The following is an 18,451-nucleotide window of genomic DNA, read 5'->3' as shown; positions in this document are numbered from 1 at the left end:
TCCAGCGGCGGGCAGGGTACCTCTACACCAAGTTATGCCGTGACGCCGAGCCGACCGGCCAGAGCACGCGACTCCCGCTCGACCATCTTCCCGCCCTGCGTCACGAGCTCGCCCGCGAGCGAGCGCGCCAGCGGGTGGCAACGCATGGATTCCTCAGACACCGAGGCGCCGGTGCGCAACGCACCGAGCGTGCCAAACCAATCCTTCTGCTGCGCGTACGCCCGGGACAGTTCCAGCCACAGCCGGGCCCGCCGGTCGACGCTCGGCATAGCGTCGGGGTCGACGATGCTCGCCGCGTCCAGCGCGCCACCAGACTTGCGCAGCTCGACCTGTACCGACACCGCGCTGATTTCCGTGTTCGCGACGCCGAACAGCGTCCACGGGTGCGCCGACCCGGTGGGCAGCGCACGCGCCATCCCCATTGCCTGATCTATCCCGCGCAGCGCGTCACCCTCCCGGCCGATCTTGGCCGCGGTGATCGCGCCGTGCAGGTGGCACGCGCCCCACAGCGCTTTCGCGTCCTGGTCGCCGTCGAGACGTGGCGCAAGCAGCGCGACGGCGTCGGTTGCGAGCTGGTAGGCGTCATCCTCGCGGCCGGTCGCGCGCCAAACGTTGCCGAGTACCCAGCTCGCCGCGGCGAGCGTCACGGGGTCGTCTGCGTCCTCGGCCGCCGACATGCACCGATCAGCCGCGAGCCACAGCAGCGGCGCGTCAGCGACCCACGCGAGCACCTGCTCGGACAGTGCATAGGCGCCGGACAGTGCGGCGGCGGCTGTCCGGCGGTCCTGCCCGTCGAGGGTGCGCACCGCGCGGCGTCCGTCACGGATGAGCGCGGGCAGCATCGCGCCGGCATCGGCGCGTGGCGTGGTCGAGGTGTGCCACAGCCGCCACGCTCGCTCGACTCGCGCGCGTAACTCGGCCGGGTCGACGGGCGACGGCGACGGGGTGAGGTACACGGACTCGATCGCCTCGCGGATCGCCGGAACAACCGGGTGCCCCGCACGGCGGGCAACGCCGACGAGCAACTCATGGTCGCCGGTGATCTCAGTGAGGTCGCGCACGCCGAGAGCCTGCCCGACACGCAGCAGCATGTCGAGCGGCGGGGGGTTCTTGAGGCGGCCCTTTTCCACGTCGCGTAGCCAGTCGACAGACCGGCCGACAAGACCGGCCACGACTTCGCGGGACTTGCCCGTGCGCTCGCGGATGTTCTGTATGCGCTCGCCGATCGCCTTTACAGCGAGCTCGTCTGGGGTCGGCATATCTGCCTGCCTTCGCGGGGTCGACGTCTTCGCGGATACCCCCGGCCCGTCGGCCGGGGGCGATGCCCCTCCGCGAAGAGGTCCCACCAGCATAGATGCGTTGTGCCCGTGGCGATATGGGAAACGGGCAGGTGGGGAGATTCTCCCTACTTGCAAGGTGGGGCGCGGCTACCCGCTGCACCCCAAGGGGGCGAGCACGATTCACCTACGCCGCGGCGACCAGCTGACCTCGAGTCGCTGGCGCCGGGGCGCATCACTTCACCCCAGGGGGTAGCCCATGGCTGCGACACCAGAGATGGCGGCGCACATCGCCGCCGACGACGCCCTATTAGACCGAGACATGCTGGTCATCGGGTGGCCGCACGAGGCACCCGACCGGCCGTTCACAATCGACGGCGCGCACCACGCTATGCAGCGTCACGCCTCGTGCCCGCTCGACACGTGCGCCCGCAAGCGGGCCGCGCGCAAGGCGCTCGTCGAGGCCGGTCACATCGTGCCCGACCCGCGTAACTCGAAGAACCTCGTCCGGTGATCGGCGAGATTGCCCGCCTTGACGGGCACGACGACGACCAGGCTCGCCCGGTCGCATGGCGCCAGCGCGACGACGGATCATGGTCGGTGATCGACGAGTACGGGGTCGAGTGGCCGGTCGCTGCGTTCACACTCGCCGAGCTCGACGCCGACGTTCAGTCCGCACTCGGCGCGATCGGCGACCCGGTCGACGTGGCGCCGCTGTCGGTCACCGACACCGAGGTCGACCGGTGACGGCCGCATCGGTTGCGCTGCTACAGCCCGACCCGCGAGACGCCGGGGTGCGCCGCTACTTCGGCCTCGGCACACTCGCGATGCTGTCCGGCCACCCGTATCAGCAGGTACGCGAGTGGCGTTGGAGCGAGCGCGTATGGGTACCGTCGGCCGACGTCGAAGTCGGCCGGTGGTCCGGTTGGTCGCTGGCGTGCATCCGCGCGTGGTCGCCGGACGGCGCGCCGTTCCTGCGCCCGCCGCTTGTCTCGTTCGCCGACACAGCCGAGATGACGCGCCGCCATCGGGTGACGCGAGAAACGCTGTGGCGCTGCGTCTACGACGGCACGATCGCCGCGCCGGTCGTGTGGGTCGACGACCGCCCGGGCTGGCGGTGAGGGCGGCCGGGCTCGCGCGCACCTCGGCGGCACCGAGCGCGCCGTCGCGCTGGCCTGCGACGTGATCACACCTCGCGAGACGTTCCGGAGAGGGGGTGAATCGCCCGGGCGTCACCCGTAGTAGCAATTCCAGATCCGCCCGCGCGATCATGGACTCGACCGCGCAGCCCAACGAGAGGGGACACCCGTGGTACCCGCGACCGTTTACCGCTGGAAGCCGACCAACGGCACCGGCGTCATCAAGACGGACGACGACGGCACGTACGTGTGGTTCCACGTCTCCGACCTCGACGGCCTCCGCCACGCGGAGGTGCACGAGGGGCTGCCGGTCGACGTCGTGATCGACTGGACCCCACAGGGAAAATTCGAATGTCGAGCAGAACACGTACGTCCATCCTCACAACTCTCGTCGCCGTAGCCACGGCACTCCTACTCGCTGGCCCTGCGACCGCGCAGGTTCCGGCAGTCGTCACCTTCTCCCCAGGAAATCAGTCCGCCGTCGAGAAGAAGCACGGCACATGGACGGGCGATGTCGTCTACGCCTCCGAGGCGGGTTTCAGCAATCGCCTGTTCTGGACGCTCGTCCTCGCCCCCGAGGTGCAGGCGATCATCACCGGAAACACGATGAGCTGCGCCGCCTCGGTCGACGGGATGCCCAACTATCACGACCGGCACGACTCCGTACCCGCAGATTACAAATGGCACTCGACCGTCAAGGATCTCGCTCTCGACACCCCGTACACGTGGCGTGCTCACTGCGCGTTCGGAACGACCGAAGGACCCGGCGAGGTCAAGTTTGCCGTGTCGTTCGTCATGAAGTCCTGAGCTACCGAGCAGCGCCCCGCCGGATTCCCAACCGGCGGGGCGCTTCGCGTCGTAACGCCGTGCTACCACCGGCCGGTTCGCCGGACGGACGGCAACGCCCGAGGGTAGCCTGCGCGCAGAGTGAGAACCTCGCCGCGCTGGCACTTGTCGGATAGATAGGAACGCCCATGGGAATCATGAAGGATTTGAAGAACATTGAGGGCTCGGCCGCCGCCATGTCGGCGAAGTCGAGCGCGGACGACGCGAGGATGCTTGTCCTCGTTCAGCTCATGCAGATGAACTGGCCCACCCTCGACAAGCAGGCGGCGAGCATCTGGGTTGACAAGTGGCTGCAAAAGAACGGGCTCGGTGGTCGCTGACCTCTCCCCCCGACACGACGACTGCGCCCCCGCCGGTTGGCGGGGGCGCAGTCGTTTTCGGGTCCGGCTACAGGTCGTAGGCCGCGATCGAATCGACGGCCGGTGACGCGTACGCCTGGAACGGGTAGTTCCCCTCGACGAAAAACCCGAACCGCCGGTACGACGAGCCCGACGAGACGAGCGCGCCGGTGTCGTCCCATGTCAGGAACGTTGAGCCATTCCTGTACAGCGTGAACAGGTTTCCGTCTCGCTCGAACTTGAACAGGTCGGTCGTGGCGGCGTTCGTCGCCGTGACCGCGCGCTGCGTCTGCCCGGTCTGCCCAGTCGAGATGCCGCTCGTTGGCGGTAGCCCGCTCTGCGTGTAGATGGCGCACCCGTTCGCCGTCGTCACCACGAAGTAGCACATGACCCCGTCGCCGAATGTATCGCCGACGGCCAGCACACCGCCGGTCATGTTGTTGGTGGCGAGGTTGCCCACCGGTGCCGCAAGTTGGAGCTCGACCGCGTACCGGTCCGACGCGAGCCGGCCCGAGTCCGAGCCACCCTGGTAGCTCACCCAGCAGCCCGCGCGGCCTTCGCCGAACGCCTGCGTCTTCATCTGCGCCTTGTTGGTGTTGATCTGTGGCGAGGCGTTGCGGTCGACGCGGTAGTCGGCGCCCATGCTCGCGTTGTTGGCGCGGTTCATGTCGTCCGAATAGGTCCGTCCGGTCGAACCGGTCGCCGTCACGACGGTCGCGGTCGCGGTCGCTGCGGTGGCCGGCACTGTCGAGCCGGTCGACGGCGTGGCCGGGTTGCCGGCCGCCGCAGCAGTCGCGGCGATCGCCGTCGCGGTGGCGCTCGCCGACATCTGCGGGGCGGGGACCGCGGCCGTCGCGGCGGCGGCCGTCGCTGCGACCGACATCGACCCGGCGCCGTGCGCGTCGTAGACGATCGTCGTCGCCGTCGCCGGGGTCGCCGTTGCCATCGCGTCGGCTGAGCCGGTCGCGGCGGACACGGCGGCCGAGGCGGTCGCGGCGATGGCGTTCGCCACGGCGTCGAAATTCTCGTCGGCGACCGCGGCGTTCACGACCGCTGTTGCCGTCGCCGCGGTCGTCGTCGCCGTTGCCGTCGCGTGCGGGACATGGTCGAGAACGAGAGCCGTCGCGGTAGCGGCCGACGCCAGGCCGCCCGCCGAGGCCGACGCCGACGCCGTGTTCGCACCGGCCGCCGCGGTCGCAGCGCTCGCGGTCGCGGTGATCGAGACCGAGGCGACCGCCGGGCGAACCGCGGCGATGGCCGTCGCGGCGAGCGCTTGCGCCACGGCCGAGCGGGTGCCGTCCCACACCAGCACCGAGCCGACGTACTTGCGCAGCACCGGCTCGGTTCCGATGAAGAACGCGACCGGCTCGACGCCGCGCGTGTACTTGGGCATCGGACTAGGCGACTGTGATCGTCGCGATGCCCGCCGCGTCGAACGTGATCGACAGCGTGCCCGAGGTCGTCGACAGGTCGACATCGGACTCGAGGTAGGCGATGATCGGCCGCGTTGCATCGGTGCCTGGGGTCGAGTCGTACACGATCGCCTTACGTGCGCCGGTGATCGTCGAGTTCGGCCACGACGGGTCGGCGGCGTCCATCTTTATTGTGTTCGTCGCGGTGTCGTAGGTGACCGTCACCGAGGTGAGGGTCTGCCCGCCCGCGGTGTAGCCGGTGCCCGTGACCTCGTTCGTGACCTGGTTCTTGTACTGGTGGGTGTCCTGGTCGAACGTGTAGGCATTCGTGCACAGCATGATTTTGATTGCGTCGGAATCGAAATCAATTTCCTTGTTGAGCAGGCTCTTGAAGAACAGGCCCGCAAACTTGCCGGTGAATGTCGCCATGGCGATGCCCTCCTAGTCGGGGACGACCGAGTACTCGGTCTCGGGGTCGGGAGTGACGAGAGCGGCATACGCCGACTCGGTGATCTTCTGTAGGCGGGCGATGCCGCCGCCGTTGCGGACGACCGCACCGACCTGTGATTCCGGTGCGGGTAGGCCGGTCTCGATCAGCGGCCACAGGGTCGCGTCGATGTCGGGCACGGTGATGTCGTAGTGCCGGCCACCGATCTGAACGCGGGCCGGGCCCGGTTCGAGCTCGATCGTCAGCACGCCCGACACCGGCGTGACCGACACTCGGCGAGTGGTGATCATGGTCGAGCCGTCCTCGGCAACCCGGGGGTACAGCGCCTGCGAGAACCACACAGGCGAGTTGTCATCGACGCCCGCGATATCGCGTAGGTTCTGCGTGATGGTCACGGTCACGGCGGCCTCCTAGCTCAGGGCGTAGTACGGGACTCGGGTCTCGCCGAAGTCGAGCGAGGCGTAGGTGATCGACAACGGCAGCACGGTTTGCCCGCCCGGCGAGATCGCATACAGCGCACCGGGCTTCACCCCCGGTGGCGCGACCATTCCCCAAACGCGTTTGGCAAGAATGGATTTGCAGGTCTGACCGGCGCCGGTGACTTGCAAGATGCCGAGCGCCCATACCTCGGACTTGAGTGCGGCGACCGAGGCGGGCAGGTTGAACGTGTACTCGCGGTTCGTATCGACAACGGCCGCTTTGATGTCGCCCGTCGCGGCCATGAGCGACAGGTTCCCGGTGCTGCTGTCCATGAGGTACGCGCCGACATACATCGCGTTGATACCCAGCGCCGTCACGCTGTTGCCGGTACCGAACGTGACCCGACTGTATGACCGGTCTCGCGTGCACTCGAGGAACCCCAACTCGACGTAGTTCGCCCCGTGTCCGTCCGGTTGGTAGTCCGGCGGGTCGTCGTAGTTCATCGGGTGTGTGTGGCTACCGCCTGACGAGGTACCGCCCGAGCCGGTCCGGTCCGCCTGCGGTTCGAGCATGATCCGCGGGAACGTCGCATCGGCGTCCCTCGTGAAGCTTTTCCACAGCCCGCCGCCGTTCGGGATCACATTTCCGTCGGTGGCAGCGAGATCCTGCTGAGCACGGGTCGCCGAGCCGGTCGGCCCGACGATCGGGGCCTTGGACTTGTTGTAGATCGACGCCTCGGTCTCGTTCTGCCACTCGAGGAACGCCCCGGGCCGGGTCGGGTTTTTCGCGCCTGCGGGATTCGCGCCGTCGGGCTGCGTCACCTCACACCACCTCGAGGGGCGGGGGCGGTGGGACGGTGCCGCCGAGCGCGCGAACCTGCTCGGCGATCGCCATATCCCATTGCGTGTGCAGCATCGACGCCACACGGCGCGCCTGCTCGCGCTCGTGGTCGCGCTGTTCGTAGGCCGACAGTTTCGCCTCGACCTGCTCGACCCGCTTGTCGGCCGCCTCGGTTGCCTTGTCGGCGAGCCGGGTCGCGATGCCCTCTATCTTCTCGAGGGCGTCGACCTTGCGACCCCGGCGGCCGACGACGGCACCGACCACCGTGCCGCCGAGGCCACCCACACCTAGCGCGCCGCCCGCGACGGCGATCATCTCGTTCAGCACGTCGTCACCTCTCACCGTGTAGACCATGGGCGGTCACTGCCTCGGCTCGGCCGCGAGCCAGGGCGCCCACTGCGCGAGCGCCAGATTCACCGCGGGAACGGCCATGATCCGAGTGACGGCCGCCGAGACGCCGATCGCCGTTCCGACGCCCCACGCGGTCGACGACAGGCCCGACGACTCGACGATCACCGGCATAGCCGCGGCGATACCGACGCCCGCCTGAAACACCGAGCGAGTGACAGCGCGCCACGGGAACCGGACCTGTGACGGGCCCTCGGGTCGCGCGTGCCGCGCCATCACTTCGCCTTGCGGGGACCGATGCCGGCGGAATCGAGCAGCGCCGCCAGCGCCTCGACCTGCGTCCGGTCGCCGAGTTCCGTCCACCGCTTCGGGTTGACGACCGGCCCGCGGATCGCCTCGGAACCGGGGCCGAGCTGCTCGACGACGAGCTGCGCGGCGTGCTGGTCGATCCACGCCAGCACGTTGCCGACGGTCTCGCCCTGCGTGCCGTCCGGCCGGGGAATGCGTGTTTCGAGTAGGGCCTTAGCGACGTCGTTCGCACTGGGCATGTTGGTACCTCCCGTAATCGGCTTGCGGTTGATGGCGGCCTGCACATCCCGGCGGAACGTCGGCATGTCGATGGCGCCCGGGTCCCACTTCCCTTGCGCTGCGCCCGCCCATTCGCGGTGCGCGATGACGTGCGAGGCGTCGTGCCCGAGGTGGCGCAGGATCGCGGCCACGCCGCGCACGTAGGCGTCGTACTGCGCGTCGGACCATGAGGATCGGTGCGGCCGTCCAGGGGCGCCCCCGCCGTCGTTAGCCGCCTCGATCCCGATCGTGTAGCCGTTCGCGTTGTTGTCGGGCAGGCCCGGGTACGAGCCCTGCCCGGCGTGCCAGGCGATGCCCGCGCCGACGACGGTGTACACGCCGTCGCTGCCGAGGTAGAGCTGCGAGCACAGACCGAGTTGCGGGTGATTGGCGATGCTGCCCGGCGTCGCGCCGAACGAGCCGGTGTGATGAGCGACGACGCCCCAGATATTGCCGAAATCGCCGTGACCGCGGTCGCGCCATCCCTCGAACTCGCGCACGGTGAGTCCGTCGGCGCGCAGTACATCGGGCAACCAAAGTGGATCGGCCATGATCATGCCTCCTTGTGTCGCTTGAGAATTCCGTTCCGCTTGCTGCCCTCGGCCTCGAGCGCGATCACGCGCCGGACCTCGGCCGTGCTTGCGGTGCGGAGGTGGGCGAGGACCTCGACGACGGTGTGCTCGGCCGGGTCGAATCGGGTCACCTTGGTGACGTAGCCGCGGGCGACCTCGGCGGGGCGGGCCGCTGCTGCGACGGCGTCGCGTTCGTCGAGCTGGCGACTGAGTTCGGCTTGCATCACATTCGCGAGTGCCTGCGTGTCGACTTCGGTCGACCAATCGGGCGGTGGCGGCTCGTTCTTCCACTCGCCCGCGGCGAACAGCGGATTGATTTCGCCGGCGCGCGGTGGCCAATAGAACTCGCGCTGCTCAGCGACACGACGACCGCCGCCGTTCCAGATGCGAACCGACCACTGTTTCAGCCCAGCAATCGGCACGGCCATGGATGCGCCGCGCATCCCGGGCAGACCGACGAGGAACGGCAAGAACGCCTCTTCGGGGCAATCCGGGTTGCAGGTGTCGACTGTGGGGAGAGTGCCAGCGTTCAGCCATGGCGAGTGGTCGATCCCGCATGTGGTGTGGCACCACTGGCACGGGCACCGGCGGGTGCCGCACACCGTGCACACACGCCGCTGCGGCGGCGGTAGGTCGGCGCCGGGCGCCTGCGGGGGCGCGGTCTCGTCGCTCACAGGACCGGCCGAATCGCCTCGAGCGGGGCGGCGACGACGCGGCCTCGGTATCTGACCGGGACCTGCGACATTTCGTCGCACTCGTCCTCGCACTCGTCGAACTGGGCGACCTCGCCGACGCTGATCGCCATCCGGGGCCGCTTCACCGGCGGCGGGACGGCCGATCGGATATCGGTGAACGGGTGGCAGGCGCGCGGCGGTGCGGGGATCTGGAAATACACGAGCTGCGACATGCCGTAGCCCTCCAATCTTTCTGGCGTGGTTGAGAACTCAGCCGAAAACGCCGAGGTCGTGCAGCGCGGAGAACACGCCCTCGAGCTTCTCGATAGCCCGCACAGCGGGGTCCTTGTCGTCGGAGGTGTCGCCGATGACAGGCACCCACGACAGCGGCTCGGAATCGCTGTAGCGCAGCCGAATTGACTTGATCCGGTCGACATGGATACGGCCCGTACGGTCGCCGAGCAGGCCGAAGCCGACGCGGTCGCCGAGCCAGCAGTGCCCCTTACCCTGGTCGCCGATCACCCATGGCGAACCATCAGCAACGTTTACCTCGACGCCGAACTTGGTCCGAGTGGCCCAGAATCCGGCGCGCAGGACGAGCAGGGACTCGATCGTGAACGCCCTGTCGGCGCCGTCCTGGAAGTACTCGAAGTACCCGGCCCAACCGTCAGTTGTACTGCGCGCCAACGACTTAACGTTCATCCAGGCCAGGACGGTCCCGGTGTAGAGCGGGGCCAGGAGCGCGTCAGCACTGCCCCCAAGAGCGGGAATGAACAGCGCGGCGCTCAGGAGATCAAATGCGAGCTGCACCGTAGCTGAGATGGCCTCGTTCACGCCGTACATGGACTGACCGCCGACGACCACCTGCACGCCCTTGGACGGCCACCGCTTGTTCTTGCTCGACTGAATGCCGGTCTCTTCGCCCTCGAGCCACACCACGTAGGGCGTCGTCTTCGCCGTCGAGATCAGGCCCGGGATCTTGTACGTCGGCTCGTCGATATCGGCGACTTCCTCGACGACCGGGTCAATGAACCCGCCGACGAACTGGGCAAGAGTGCGAGTGAGACCGTCCCACAACGTGCCGCCGTTCGCGGTGCCCTGGTTGTAGAATCCGCTCCGGTCGACGATGTCGATCACGAGCGCACCCGGGCGCAGCGTCATCCCGGGAATCGGCTGCTCGTCGCCGAGGTCGGGCATGTACCGGCGCCACACGACCGACAGCTCGGCGTCGGCGAGAATGGGCTTGGCGATGTCGTGCCAGTTCTTGAACCGCGAGCTCAGCAGCGACCACAGAATGCCGTCCTCGAGGTCGTCGAGGAACGAATGCGGCTTGACGACAACCGACCATTGCGAGACATCGGCGGGCACCCATGACCCCGGGTCGAGTGGGTCGTCGGGCAGGTTCCACCAGTTCTGCTGCTCACGCATAACTTGCAGGTGGAGGGCGGTGAGCAGGCACCAGCGCGCCCCGCCGGCCAGCATGAAAACCCGGGGAAACTGGAAAATCGATGGTAGGGCTGCGTTGCTCCATACCGTGTACCACTTGACTGTCTCGTAGTCCGAAAGCCATTCCACGACAAGGACTTCCGAGCCGTCCTCGCGCTTCTCGGGCGAGACCGAGTCGAGTCGGCCGGACCATCGCGCGCCGTTGCGGCACTCGACGACGATGTGCACTTGCCGTTTCTCGCCACGAGCGATGCGGCCGTGCTCGTCCCACATCCATTGCGCGAGATAGTGATCCCACGGCAGCTCGGTGATCCCGGCGCCGGTGTCGTTGTCCTTCCACTCGAAATCGCCCAGGTATGCGGCGTCGAGCCAGCCCTGCATGTTGAACTCGCCGTCATAGACCATGACGTCGGGCACCTCGAGGCGCTGCGCGGCGCGCTGCCGGTCGCGTTCCTCGGTGACTTCCCAGATCGCCTCGCACTCGGCGAGCAGCTCGGCCGACATCACCGCCATGTCAGAACTTCTCCAATCCCCACGGGCGCGACCACAACCGCGGTTGGCGGAACAGGATTCCGAACGTGGCGCTCGTGACCTCGGACGCGGCGACCGGTAGCGCCGTCCATGGCGTGTAGGGCGGGACCGCGTACAACAGGCGGTTGCCGTGCATGAGGCCGACCACGTTCGTGCCGGTGAAGTCCTCGAACGGGATGCGCATCCGGTCGACATGCGCCGTCAGACCGTGCCCGTTCACCGCGCCGATTGGCATCGTGACGACCATCCGGTCGGAGTCGTCACGACCCGAGCGGAAGTCGACGCCCGGCACGCGCGCGCCCTTCGGCCCCGTCCACGAGAAATCGGCGATGTGCGCGCGGCCGTCGCCGGTGACGACGACCGTGTGCAGCATCGGCCGGTCGGTCGGGTTGCACACCCACACTTCGCCCGAGCCCGACGACCCGCCCGACATCTGCCATCCCGCCGGGTGCTCGTCATCGCCGAGCCAATCCGGCTCGTACCACATTGGTTGCGAAGCAACGAGTTTCGCGGGCAACGACGATTGGCTGTAGTCCCATGGGTCGGTGTCCATCGCCATAATCGGCGAATCGAGCAGCAGCACGTCGAGGGACCGGGTACCGCTGCGGTCGGTGGTGATCGACAGGCGCGCCGGTTTCGCGTCCGGGTCCCACGGGTCGACCTCGTAATCGAGAGCCATCCGCAGCGCCGAGTCGATCTCGGCCCAGTCCTCGGGGTCGTCGCTGAATGCGCCAAGCGACAGGTCGAGCTCGCGATACGGCCGGTCGACCTTGGCCGGTTTGCCGCCGACCTCGAACGCCCCGCGCTTCATCATCACCTTGACCGGGGCGTCGTAGAGGCCCTGCGGCCCGGTCTCGAGTACCACGCCCTGATTGCCCGCCTCGGCGCCGGACAGGCAGAAATACGAGCCGTCACATCCGAACAGCTCGACCGTTGCGTACACACCCACGTTCGCCCCTACTTCCCCGCCGTCTGGCGCTTCTGCTCGCGGGTGGCTGCACTGATCGCCTCGTACACATCGGCGACGACGATCGACCAGTTGTTGACGGTCTTCTCGATCCCCTCGACGTAGCCGCCGACACCGGGAAGGCTCGACTTCTGGCCCTTGAGGAACGTCGAACCGGCGTCGGACATGGCGCTGTTGAACTTGGAGAACGCCGCGTTCACCGCGGCGGCCTGGTCGAACGAGCCGTCGGTGTTGTCGCTCGTCGGGCTCACGCTCGACGGCGACGACGAGGTCGTCGTGTCCGAGGCCGCGGTGCTCGCCGACGAGCTGCTCGTCGACAACGACGACGGCCAGTTGTCGACCCACACCGGCACCGCGGTGCCCGACGGCCGCGAAGTGGCCGCACCCGCCGTGCTCGCCCCGCCGGCGCCCGATCCCCCGGTGCCGCCGGAGCCGAGCCCACTCGTCCCGCCCGAACCGCCTGCGCCACTACCACCGGTGCCGCCGGTGCCGCTGCTGAGCGGGTTGCCGCCGACCGGCCAGTGCCATTGCTGCGCGAAGGTCGACGGGTCCTGTGCGCCCGAGCCGACCTCGACGCCGTCCGTGCCGGACGACTCGAATTTCAGGTCGCCGAGCCGACCGGACATGTGCCCGCCGGTGCCGCTGCCGCCGTTGGTGCCGATGGTGAGATCGCCCGCACCGCCGGGTCCCGACTTCCAGCCCATCGACCCGAAATCGCTGTCGGTGGTGAAGTAGCGGGCGTTCGGGGTCTTGCCGGTGACCTTGGCCCATGCGCCACCCGTGATGCCCGAGCAGTCCCAGCTCGGGTTACCGGTGCCGCCGTACTGATACGGCTTGCCCGCCTCGCCCCGTAGCCAGTTCTGAATGTCGACCAGGCCGCCACCGGCGTAGGCGGGCAGTGGGCGGCCGTTGTTGATCGCCTCAAGCAGCGGTAGGTACTGCTGCGCGTACCGGGCCCGCACGACGAACTCGCCATTGCTCAGGGCGGCGAGGATGCTGTCGCTCGTGGCGGTGCCCGCGCCGGAGACCGGGCCGCCGTTTCGGAACGACTGCATCGCCCGGCCGAGGTCCTGTGCGGCACCGGCGCCGGGGATCTCGATCGGGCCGATGCTGCTCGGGACCTTGGCCAGGATGTTGCCGAGGAAATGCACGGCCGGGCGCAGGATGTCGGCGACGCCCGACCACATCGACTTGATCACGCCACCGGCGGTGCCGAACGCGTCGCCGACGAGCCCGATCCCGGTCTTGAGCTTGTCGAAGATGGGCGATACGACGTTGTCCCACGCGAACGAGATCGCATCGCCGATCCCACCGAACACCGGGTCGACGACGTTGTCCTTGAAGAACGAGAACGCGTCGCCGACGAGGCCGATCCCGGTCTTGAGGTTGTTGAACACCGGCGACCCGACGTTGTCCCACAGCCACGACATCACCGCGCCGACGGCCTGGAATCCGGGTACCGCGATGGTGTTCCACCACCACGAGATTGCGTCGCCGACGAGACCGATAATGGTCTTGAAGTTGTTGAAGATCGGCGAGCCGAAGTTCTCCCAGAAATACGAGATGGCGGCGCCGACTGCATCGAACGCGGGTGTGACGATCGAGTTCCACCACCACGAGATTGCGTCGCCGACAATGCCGATCGCAGTTTTCAGGCCCTCGAAAGCAGGCTGCACGATGCCGGTCCACCACGCCGAAATCAGCGCACCGATGAACCCGAACGCGGGCGAGAATACGTTCACCCACAGCCAATTGACCTTGTCGCCGATCCACTGAATTCCGGCGAGAATTCCCTGCCACGCGACTTTCAGGTATTCCCACGCCACCGACACGGCGGTCTGAATCCCGGACCAGATGGCGGCCCACCATTTCTTGCCGATCTCGGTCTTGGTGAAGAACGCCCACAGCGCCGCGCCGACCGCAGCGACGGCCAGGACGATCAACCCGATAGGGCCGGTGGCGAAAGTCATCGCCACGCCGAACGCGCGAGCGGCGACCGCACCGGCGATGAGCGCGACCCTGTGCGCCGCGAGCGCGATCGTGTTGCCGGTGAGCGTCGCCGCGCTGCGGCCGGTCGCCGCGGCGAACACGCCTTGCGCGACGGCACCGGCGAACGCGGCGGCGTTCCACAGCAGCATCACGGCGCCGGCGATTTTGAACCCGGTCGCGATCATGAGCAGGTACGGCGCGAGCGGCGCCATGTGCGCGACCATCGCGGCCAGGTGCGGCGCGACGGTGGCCAGCGTGGTGGCCCATGGGGTGAACGCCTCGACGAGTCGCGGGATGAGCGGTGCGAGTTCCTGCATCACCCGCCCGAGCGCGGGCATGATGATGCCGCCCATGTTCAGCAGCGCGGGCGTGGCCTCGCGGATCGCGTTTCCGACGGCGACGAACCCGGGGGCGAGGCCCTGCGCCGAGATCTGGCCGAGCTGCCGGAACAGGTTGAACAGCGGTCCGGCGACGTTCGAGATGTTGGTGAACACCTGCCGGAACTGGTCGAGCGCGCCGCGGATCTGCTCGGGCGTGATCGTGCGCAGCTTCTCGCCGAGGTCGAGGAACAGGTCGTTCAGGCCGCGGCTGGAATCCTGGAACGCGGTCGCGGCGGTGCTGGCGAATGTGACCAGACCGGACGACAATCCACCGAGGCCCGATTCACCCTTGTTGAGGTGTTGGAAGAACACGCCCGACGCGTCGCCCATTTTCTGGAACGCCTCGATCGTGCCCGGCCCGGTGAGAGACATCGCGATGTCTTGGCCGATCTGTCCCATGTAGACAGACATCCACCCGAATTTGCCGCGCACCTGGTCGATTCCGACGCCGATGCGCTGGAAAGCGGGAACGAGTTCGGCCGAGAATCGGTCGACCATTTCCATTCGCAATGTGCGAACGGCGGTCAGCATCGGCCCCATGCGCTGGCCGATCATTTTGTTGAATGCCTCGTCGGCATCGCTGAATTGCTTGTTGAAATCCGCAGCGCCGTCGGCGAGGCCCTTCATTCCGACCTTGAGCGCGAAAATGGCCGGGCCGCCGATACCGGCCGCGGCACCGGCGAACGCGCCGAGCGCCAGCGCCCCGGCGGTCAGTGCGGTACTGAGCGCGCCGCCGACGATGGTCGCCAGACCGGACACGACGCCGATCGCCGCGGCGCCGCCGACGGTCATGATCGCGAGCCGCTTGGCGAAGTTCGTCATGAACCCGATCACGCGGACGACGCCTTGCAGCACGAGGAACGCCGCGGTGATCTGCCCGATTTCCTTCGCCACCCGGCTCGCGATCGCGGCGATAAGGCGCAGCGCACCGGCTAGTTTCGTGAGCCCGGTCGAGGCGACCTGTTGCAGCGCGACCGCCGAGACGAACGTCGCGGCCGAGAACGACTTGACCACCTTCGCCGCGAGGCCGAATACGGACGCGATCGTGCCCGCGTTGACGATGAACAGGCTCGCGGCCTTGGTGGCGACGCCGAACCCGAGCGTGATCCCCCGAACGCCGGTGGTGATTCCAGAGCTGAGCCGGGACGCGATCGAGCGCCCGGTCGCCTGGTAGTCCTCGCTGCGTACGCCCTCGGAGATCGCGCGGCCGGTGTCGCGGCCGGTCGCTCGCCCGGACGAGACGAGCCCGGCGCGGAACCGGCCTGCCGCGTCGCGCCCGGCCGCCTCGTAGTTCGCGCTGGCCATGCCCGAAGCGATCGACCGCCCGGCGTCGTGGCCAGCTCTCAGGCTCGACGCCTTGAGTCCGGTTCCGACGCGCGCCCCGGCCGCCCGGCCGGTGGTCTCCCACTGTGCCGACCCGATGCCGGAGGTGATCGCGGTACCGGTGTCACGTCCGGCTTTCTGTCCGGCGGCGGTGAGCGGTCCCGAGATCTGCCGCTCGATTCGGCCTGTGATTCCCCGGACGGTGGGGATTACCTCGAGCGTGGCGTACGCGGTGGACATGGCTCACCCCCTCACTCGGTGCCGATCGCTCGGCGGCGGCGTGCGAACCGCGCTTGGACCTGCCGCGTCGCGCGACGGCGGGCGGCTGTGATGGCGCGTTGTGCGGGTGATTTGGGGCGTCCGGCGTGCGGTTGGCCGGTCAGTGCGCCCCAGATGTCGGCGAGCAGGTGCTCGGATACGCCCCACCGCGGCGTTCCGCCGTTCTCGTGCGCTGCGATCGCCGAGTCGCCGGGCAGGTCGACGATGCGGACCCAGATCTCGCGCAGCGTGAGTAGCGGCACCCCGGCGGCGTCGACGCGCCACCGGTCGGAGTACCGGACATGGTGATAGCGGGACAGGTCCCGCTCGACCTTGTCCGGTACTTCCCGGAGCAGCCGCAGCAGGGTCGCTAGTTTCCCGAGGTGTCGAACCCGGCCGCGTCGGCCCACGCGTCGAGCATCTTCACGTAGTCCGCGTCGTAGGGGTCGGTGTCGAGGAACTTCTTGAACTCGGCCGGGCCGAGCAGCTTCTCGAGCGCGATCGTGCCGAGCTGGTTGTCGAGGGCCCGCGCGACGCCCTTGGTCTTCTCGAGGTTCGCGGGCGCGGTGTAGGTGACGCCCTCGAACTCGAACTCGACGAACTCGTCGCCGTCGGCCTCGCGTTCGGCCGCGGACTTGAGGTGGTCCTGCGGCTCGCGCACACCGGCGGGCTTGTGCGGGGTGGCGCGCTTGGCCGGCGCCTTACGGGGGGCTCGGGAAGTGGTCATGATGGCGTGGTTTCCTCTCTGGATGCGAGGCGCAGACCTTGCGCCTCGAGTAGGTGGCGGGCCGCCTCGACGAGAACCGCGGTGGTGGTCTCGTCGCGGAACGGGCCCGCAGTGTTGAGCTCGTCGGCGAACTGGGCGAGCTGGGCGGCGGTTGTGCCTGCGGCCGGATCGGCGGCTGTGGCCGCCTCCTGTTTGGCGGCCTGCACAGCGGCGGCGATCCGGTTGCGGTCGCGCTGCCGGTAGTTGCCGTTCTCGTCGGCGAGGCCGAGCTCTTTCGCCCCGGCGCGGATCTCCGCCTCGGTGGGGATGTCGGGCATTGGCGTGGTTCCCTGCTGGCGTGGTCCTCGGGGAGAGTGCGACCGGGCCCGGCGAACCACGCCAGTAATTCCGGGGCCCGGCCGCGTCTGGGTTACGGCGCGTCGGCGACGGTGACGCCGGGCGCCGTGCCGCCGGTCAGGGTGTGGGTGGCGACGAGCAGCTCGTTCGGCTGTCCGGCGAGCTCGCCCTGCAAGGTCACGGTGTACGGGCCACCGGCCGAGCCGGTGACGGCGACGTTTCCGGTACCGAGCACCGCCTCGAGCGCGGTCTGCACGGCCGACGCCGCGGCGTCGTAGGTGATGTCCGCGCTGCCCGCGAGCTTGAACGCGCCGCCGGTCGGGGTGCCGGTGATCGTGACGAGCTGCACCTCGTGGATCGGGGTGTACTGCCGCGTGTACAGCAGTCCGTCGCCGCGGGCGAAGATGTCGGCCGTCACCTCGTGGCCGGTCGGGTCGCTCTCGTTCCGGTCGAGGTTCGGAATCCAGCACGTCGCGGGCCGCGCGGTGATGAGCCGCTCGGGCACGCCGAGGTCGTTGATGAACTCGAACCCGAGGATGAAATTCCCGGGCCGCGGAACGCGAACCTGTGTCGCGGTCGAACCGGGGTGCGCGATGCGCCGAGTCGTGTTGTTCGACTCGAGGCAGGTGAAAACCCGGTTCTCCTTGTAGTTCTTGTAGCCCTTCTTGTAGAGACCGATGCCCCACCCGAAATGCTCGGTGGTATCCCATTCCCTGGCGTTCTTCACGCCGTCGTCGCCGTTTAGAATGCCGAGGTTGTCCCACGTCGAATCGAACTCGTCCTCGATGGTGGCGGGCATGGTCGGCGTCAGCGTCTTGCCGACGAAAATCGCTGCGTCCGCGAAGATCTGGACGGCGTCGGGATTACGTTCGAGAGACATGCGTGTATCCCCTTTCGTGAGGATCGGATTTCCCCCACCGCCGGGAATCGGGGCAGGTGGCTAGGCGCGGTCAGCCCGCGATCGTGCGGGCGAGCGCTCGCACGGTGAACGACGTCATGACGCCGTGGTTGTTCTCGTCGACAGCCTCGAGCAACAGCGTCGGCTCGGTGATGGTGGCGACACCGGGTACCCGGTGCGCGAGCAGCACGCCGAGGCACCGGCCCGCGATCGCGCGGGACCGGTCGCGACCGTTCGCCCACACGGTGACGCGCACCGTGGGCGAGGTGGTGACCGGCCACTGCACGGGCCCGCTGTCGTCGAACACCACGACGGCGGGCGCGCTGCTTGTCGACCAGGACGACGGCAGCACCATGCCGACAGTCGGCGCCGGTGCGGCGACGAGCGGCGGCAGCACGGTGGCGAGATAGTCCTTGATCACCCGAGCGGGATCGCCGGGCAGGCGGTACGGCTTCACAGCTTCCCGCGCACGGTGAGCCCGACAGCGGCAGCGGCGCGGGTGAGCGCACCGTCTTTCGCCTGCCGGGCGGCGGGTACCGACACGGCCGCTTTCTGCCTGTCGGAGGTGAAGCGGCGCACCCGCGCGCCCTTGCGCCGCCCACCCGCCGCGCGGGCAACGGCGTTCGCGAGCTCGGCCACGTCGTCACCCCATGCGGTACGCAGCAGCCGACCCACCTCCTCGCGGTCGAGGGTGACCTTGACCCGTAGTGCCATC

Annotated in this window: 25 protein-coding genes; 6 read left to right on the top strand and 19 right to left on the bottom strand. The window is 68.4% G+C overall.

The window, feature by feature from the left end; all coding sequences use genetic code 11:
* Window positions 1-32 precede the first annotated feature (32 nt).
* On the bottom strand, window positions 33-1,259 hold the full coding sequence (locus ATM97_RS06775) for a helix-turn-helix domain-containing protein (RefSeq protein ID WP_218717087.1): 1,227 nt from the start codon (window positions 1,257-1,259) through the stop codon (window positions 33-35).
* Window positions 1,260-1,536: 277 nt separating this feature from the next.
* On the opposite strand from ATM97_RS06775, the gene ATM97_RS06770 reads away from it, so the two are divergent.
* The 6 genes from ATM97_RS06770 to ATM97_RS06745 all read left to right on the top strand — a co-directional run bounded on the left by ATM97_RS06770 (window position 1,537) and on the right by ATM97_RS06745 (window position 3,582).
* Window positions 1,537-1,791 (top strand): hypothetical protein, encoded by a 255-nt coding sequence (locus tag ATM97_RS06770; protein ID WP_218717086.1) that lies wholly within the window; start codon window positions 1,537-1,539, stop codon window positions 1,789-1,791.
* Window positions 1,788-2,024, top strand: coding sequence for a hypothetical protein (locus tag ATM97_RS06765; RefSeq protein WP_218717085.1), 237 nt, complete (start codon window positions 1,788-1,790; stop codon window positions 2,022-2,024). The genes ATM97_RS06770 and ATM97_RS06765 overlap by 4 nt, the downstream gene beginning before the upstream one ends.
* A complete protein-coding gene (locus ATM97_RS06760) occupies window positions 2,021-2,398 on the top strand; it encodes a hypothetical protein (RefSeq protein ID WP_218717084.1) in 378 nt (125 codons plus the stop codon). The genes ATM97_RS06765 and ATM97_RS06760 overlap by 4 nt, the downstream gene beginning before the upstream one ends.
* Before the next feature lie 187 nt (window positions 2,399-2,585).
* On the top strand, window positions 2,586-2,816 hold the full coding sequence (locus ATM97_RS06755; protein WP_218717083.1) for a hypothetical protein: 231 nt from the start codon (window positions 2,586-2,588) through the stop codon (window positions 2,814-2,816).
* Window positions 2,768-3,223, top strand: coding sequence for a hypothetical protein (locus ATM97_RS06750; protein WP_218717082.1), 456 nt, complete (start codon window positions 2,768-2,770; stop codon window positions 3,221-3,223). The genes ATM97_RS06755 and ATM97_RS06750 overlap by 49 nt, the downstream gene beginning before the upstream one ends.
* Window positions 3,224-3,390: 167 nt before the next feature.
* A complete protein-coding gene (locus ATM97_RS06745; RefSeq protein WP_218717081.1) occupies window positions 3,391-3,582 on the top strand; it encodes a hypothetical protein in 192 nt (63 codons plus the stop codon).
* A gap of 67 nt (window positions 3,583-3,649) precedes the next feature.
* On the opposite strand, the gene ATM97_RS06740 is transcribed toward ATM97_RS06745, so the two are convergent.
* The 18 genes from ATM97_RS06740 to ATM97_RS06655 all read right to left on the bottom strand — a co-directional run bounded on the left by ATM97_RS06740 (window position 3,650) and on the right by ATM97_RS06655 (window position 18,450).
* Complete coding sequence (locus ATM97_RS06740) at window positions 3,650-4,993, bottom strand: hypothetical protein (protein WP_218717080.1); 1,344 nt, start codon at window positions 4,991-4,993, stop codon at window positions 3,650-3,652.
* A gap of 4 nt (window positions 4,994-4,997) precedes the next feature.
* Window positions 4,998-5,441 carry a hypothetical protein gene (locus tag ATM97_RS06735; protein ID WP_218717079.1) on the bottom strand — a complete coding sequence of 148 codons (444 nt, stop codon included), beginning with the start codon at window positions 5,439-5,441 and terminating at the stop codon, window positions 4,998-5,000.
* A 12-nt stretch (window positions 5,442-5,453) separates the two neighbouring features.
* Window positions 5,454-5,861 carry a hypothetical protein gene (locus ATM97_RS06730; protein WP_218717078.1) on the bottom strand — a complete coding sequence of 136 codons (408 nt, stop codon included), beginning with the start codon at window positions 5,859-5,861 and terminating at the stop codon, window positions 5,454-5,456.
* Window positions 5,862-5,870: 9 nt separating this feature from the next.
* Complete coding sequence (locus tag ATM97_RS06725; RefSeq protein ID WP_218717077.1) at window positions 5,871-6,701, bottom strand: hypothetical protein; 831 nt, start codon at window positions 6,699-6,701, stop codon at window positions 5,871-5,873.
* Between the two features lies 1 nt (window position 6,702).
* The gene (locus tag ATM97_RS06720; protein ID WP_218717076.1) at window positions 6,703-7,062 is read right to left on the bottom strand and encodes a hypothetical protein; all 360 of its coding nucleotides are present in this window, start codon (window positions 7,060-7,062) and stop codon (window positions 6,703-6,705) included.
* An 18-nt stretch (window positions 7,063-7,080) separates the two neighbouring features.
* On the bottom strand, window positions 7,081-7,242 hold the full coding sequence (locus ATM97_RS06715) for a hypothetical protein (protein ID WP_218717075.1): 162 nt from the start codon (window positions 7,240-7,242) through the stop codon (window positions 7,081-7,083).
* A 101-nt stretch (window positions 7,243-7,343) separates the two neighbouring features.
* Complete coding sequence (locus ATM97_RS06710) at window positions 7,344-8,192, bottom strand: N-acetylmuramoyl-L-alanine amidase (RefSeq protein ID WP_255587308.1); 849 nt, start codon at window positions 8,190-8,192, stop codon at window positions 7,344-7,346.
* A complete protein-coding gene (locus ATM97_RS06705; RefSeq protein ID WP_308248394.1) occupies window positions 8,189-8,809 on the bottom strand; it encodes a DUF2744 domain-containing protein in 621 nt (206 codons plus the stop codon). The genes ATM97_RS06710 and ATM97_RS06705 overlap by 4 nt, the downstream gene beginning before the upstream one ends.
* Window positions 8,810-8,877: 68 nt before the next feature.
* Window positions 8,878-9,114 (bottom strand): hypothetical protein, encoded by a 237-nt coding sequence (locus tag ATM97_RS06700; RefSeq protein WP_218717073.1) that lies wholly within the window; start codon window positions 9,112-9,114, stop codon window positions 8,878-8,880.
* A 37-nt stretch (window positions 9,115-9,151) separates the two neighbouring features.
* Complete coding sequence (locus ATM97_RS06695) at window positions 9,152-10,840, bottom strand: phage tail protein (RefSeq protein ID WP_218717072.1); 1,689 nt, start codon at window positions 10,838-10,840, stop codon at window positions 9,152-9,154.
* Window position 10,841: 1 nt separating this feature from the next.
* Complete coding sequence (locus tag ATM97_RS06690) at window positions 10,842-11,807, bottom strand: hypothetical protein (protein WP_218717071.1); 966 nt, start codon at window positions 11,805-11,807, stop codon at window positions 10,842-10,844.
* Window positions 11,808-11,815: 8 nt separating this feature from the next.
* Window positions 11,816-15,757, bottom strand: a complete 3,942-nt coding sequence (locus ATM97_RS06685) for a hypothetical protein (RefSeq protein ID WP_218717070.1) — start codon at window positions 15,755-15,757, stop codon at window positions 11,816-11,818.
* 11 nt (window positions 15,758-15,768) lie between these two features.
* Window positions 15,769-16,185 carry a hypothetical protein gene (locus ATM97_RS06680; RefSeq protein ID WP_218717069.1) on the bottom strand — a complete coding sequence of 139 codons (417 nt, stop codon included), beginning with the start codon at window positions 16,183-16,185 and terminating at the stop codon, window positions 15,769-15,771.
* Entirely contained in the window at window positions 16,146-16,502 is a 357-nt protein-coding gene (locus tag ATM97_RS06675) for a hypothetical protein (protein ID WP_218717068.1), read from the bottom strand. The genes ATM97_RS06680 and ATM97_RS06675 overlap by 40 nt, the downstream gene beginning before the upstream one ends.
* On the bottom strand, window positions 16,499-16,819 hold the full coding sequence (locus ATM97_RS06670) for a hypothetical protein (RefSeq protein ID WP_218717067.1): 321 nt from the start codon (window positions 16,817-16,819) through the stop codon (window positions 16,499-16,501). Before ATM97_RS06670 ends, ATM97_RS06675 begins: the two co-directional genes overlap by 4 nt.
* Window positions 16,820-16,911: 92 nt before the next feature.
* A complete protein-coding gene (locus tag ATM97_RS06665; RefSeq protein WP_218717066.1) occupies window positions 16,912-17,718 on the bottom strand; it encodes a hypothetical protein in 807 nt (268 codons plus the stop codon).
* A gap of 70 nt (window positions 17,719-17,788) precedes the next feature.
* Window positions 17,789-18,193, bottom strand: coding sequence for a hypothetical protein (locus tag ATM97_RS06660; protein ID WP_218717065.1), 405 nt, complete (start codon window positions 18,191-18,193; stop codon window positions 17,789-17,791).
* The gene (locus ATM97_RS06655) at window positions 18,190-18,450 is read right to left on the bottom strand and encodes a hypothetical protein (RefSeq protein WP_218717064.1); all 261 of its coding nucleotides are present in this window, start codon (window positions 18,448-18,450) and stop codon (window positions 18,190-18,192) included. Before ATM97_RS06655 ends, ATM97_RS06660 begins: the two co-directional genes overlap by 4 nt.
* Window position 18,451: the final 1 nt, after the last annotated feature.

Source organism: Nocardia sp. MH4 (assembly GCF_019266065.1).
Lineage (GTDB): Bacteria > Actinomycetota > Actinomycetes > Mycobacteriales > Mycobacteriaceae > Nocardia > Nocardia canadensis.
This window is presented reverse-complemented; position numbering and strand designations above follow the sequence as displayed.